The sequence below is a fragment of the Herbaspirillum lusitanum P6-12 genome (assembly GCF_000256565.1).
Taxonomy (GTDB): domain Bacteria; phylum Pseudomonadota; class Gammaproteobacteria; order Burkholderiales; family Burkholderiaceae_D; genus Herbaspirillum; species Herbaspirillum lusitanum.
On the sequence record NZ_AJHH01000803.1, the window covers coordinates 1 to 2,305 of the forward strand.

Consider the following 2,305-nt stretch of genomic DNA (forward strand, 5'->3'; position numbering starts at 1 on the left):
GCGCGCGCCGGCTTCGGACCGCAACTCAACGGTATCGTCGGCCGTCCTGCGGCGGCGACCAAAGATTATCGATACTCGCCGGCGATGCAGAATTCGCACATCGTCTGGACCGAAGACAAGCTGCGGGCCTTCATGAAATCCCCCGGCGACGTGGTGCCGGGGACCAGGATGCGCTTTTGGGGCATCAGCAACGCGCAGGAGCTGAACAACCTGCTGGCATACATGAAAAGCTTCCCCTGACGTCTATTTCTTGAGTTCGTCAGGCGCGCATTTCGTCACCGTCTGCTCGACCTGCATGCGCAGGTGCACGCCATTGATGTCGATGTCGTGCTGTAACGGCGGCTGCCAGTTCAGGGAACCACGTTCTGCCGTCTTCTTCAATTCATCGATGCAGGAGGGCGTCGCCATCAGCTTGCCGGCCAATTGCCAGGCGCCGACGCCGGACGATGCGAACAGTGCCGGCATGCTGTTGCCGTCGAACACCAGCACCTGTTCCGTGCCGGCCGGATCGGGTTTGACCAGGTAGGCATCGCACTGGCGATCACCGCGCGTCATGCAGGCCGGCAAACTCCATCTTTGCTTGTCGTTGCGCCAGTCCTGCGCGATGAATTCTTTAGGCAATTGCCTGCCGGCGGGATGTACGCGAATGTTCTTCGCCGCGTCGGGCGCGATTTCGTCGAACTCCTCCCTGTCCCAGCGGTTGGTGCCGGCCAGCGCCGACCTTGCTTTTTCTTCCACCGCAACGGGATAGGCGCCGTTCTTTTGTTCGCTCAAGCGTTTCAGTTCCTGCACGCCGAAACGTGCGCCATCGAAACGCAGGAAGTGGAAGTCGAAACGTTGCGGAACGGTTTTCCCGATTGCCAGGCGATGCAGCTGGTCGGCCACGGCGATGCGCGCCGGATCGGCCAGCGGCGACAGCAGCGCGAGGAACACAATGAGGATGGCGAAACTCGCCAGCACATTGGTCGAGGCGATGCGCTGCAGCTTGTCACGCGCGCTCAGGGCCGCAAGCGCATAGCCGGCGGCATACATGGCGGCCACCAGCGCGCACGTCGCCGCCGCCACGCGGCTTACGGTCCAGCCGTATTCGGCCACGCGCAATCCCAGCGAATACACCGCCAGCAAGACCAGTGGCGCCGGCAGCAGGCAAGCGACGCGCAGGCACGCCGTGAAGAACCGATGCGAGCGCGTCGTCAGGTGATTGCCGTCCTGATAGACCGTGTTGATCAGCACCACCAGCAGTGCGGCGGCGCCAAGCAGCACGTGCGTGGCGCGCCGCGTCTGCCATAGTGGTTCCAGGCCGGTGGCAAGAATGCTCAGCAGGAAGGCGCCGATCACGATGGTCGCGATCGGCAGCAGCCACGACAGCAAGGTCAGCAGCAGCTTGCGGATGCCGGCGACGATCTGCGGGCGGACGTCGCTCAGGTGCAGCGCCGAGGAGAACGCCAGCGTGGTGACAGGGATGTTGAACCAGCTTCTTTCCAGCAGCTTGCCGAGGAAGTCGAGCTTGATCAGCGAAAACAGCGCGTTGCCGGTTTCCAGCACCAGCCAGAACAGGCCAGTGAACAGCGTCGCGAACAGCAGCTGCACCAGCAGCTTCCACGCCATTTCAAAATAGCTGCGGTAGGTCGCGATGCGCCTGCCGTCGGCGTCGCCGGCCAGCATCATGGCTTGCGCGATGAACAGCCCGGCCACGGCGAGCAGGAACAGCGTGGCGGAAGGCAGGAGCTCCGGCCGGCCGTCCATGCCACTGCCGGTGGATGCCGATGGCAGCAGCGACGACAGGTCGGCGCGCCAGGCATCGTAGACGCCCAGGCCGGACAGGATGACGGCCAGCGCGGCCAGCCAGATCAGCAGATTGCGTCGCGACAGATGGCCGATGCCGGACACCGCGATGATCGGCAGGAATCCCGCCAGCATCAGCGCGGGAACGAACAGCAGCGGCTGCATCGCCAGGCCGGTCTTGGCATTCCAGCTTGAATACAGTGCATACAGCAGCACGCCTTGCGCTACACCCAGCGCGACGCGCAGGCGGCCGGACAGGATGCTTGCAGGAGAATGCAGGTCGTTGTCATCCGGCGGTGCGTTGTTGGGCAGGGCAGTGGACATGATGGCTCCGTTGGAAAACGCTAATGTCGTTGAAGTCGACCGGCTTGTAAATGCGTCGGCGGAGGGCCCGATGGAAAAACGCCTGATATCGTCAAACTTTGAGGAAGTCTTCCTTGCCGCCCAGCCAGCGCTGCAAATGCGCATCGACGATGGCGTCGTCATTTTGCAGCAGCGTCTGCGCCAGGTTGCGCGCCTT

2 protein-coding genes are annotated in these 2,305 nt (G+C 63.3%); one reads left to right on the forward strand and one right to left on the reverse strand.

From position 1 onward, the window contains the following. The coding region (locus tag HLUSI_RS0125775) for a c-type cytochrome (RefSeq protein WP_016836667.1) at window positions 1-240 on the forward strand (240 nt) is incomplete at its 5' end. A gap of 3 nt (window positions 241-243) precedes the next feature. Here the strand turns inward: HLUSI_RS0125775 and HLUSI_RS0125780 are convergent. Beyond that, entirely contained in the window at window positions 244-2,109 is a 1,866-nt protein-coding gene (locus HLUSI_RS0125780) for a DUF4153 domain-containing protein (RefSeq protein ID WP_016836668.1), read from the reverse strand. Between the last annotated feature and the right edge of the window lie 196 nt (window positions 2,110-2,305).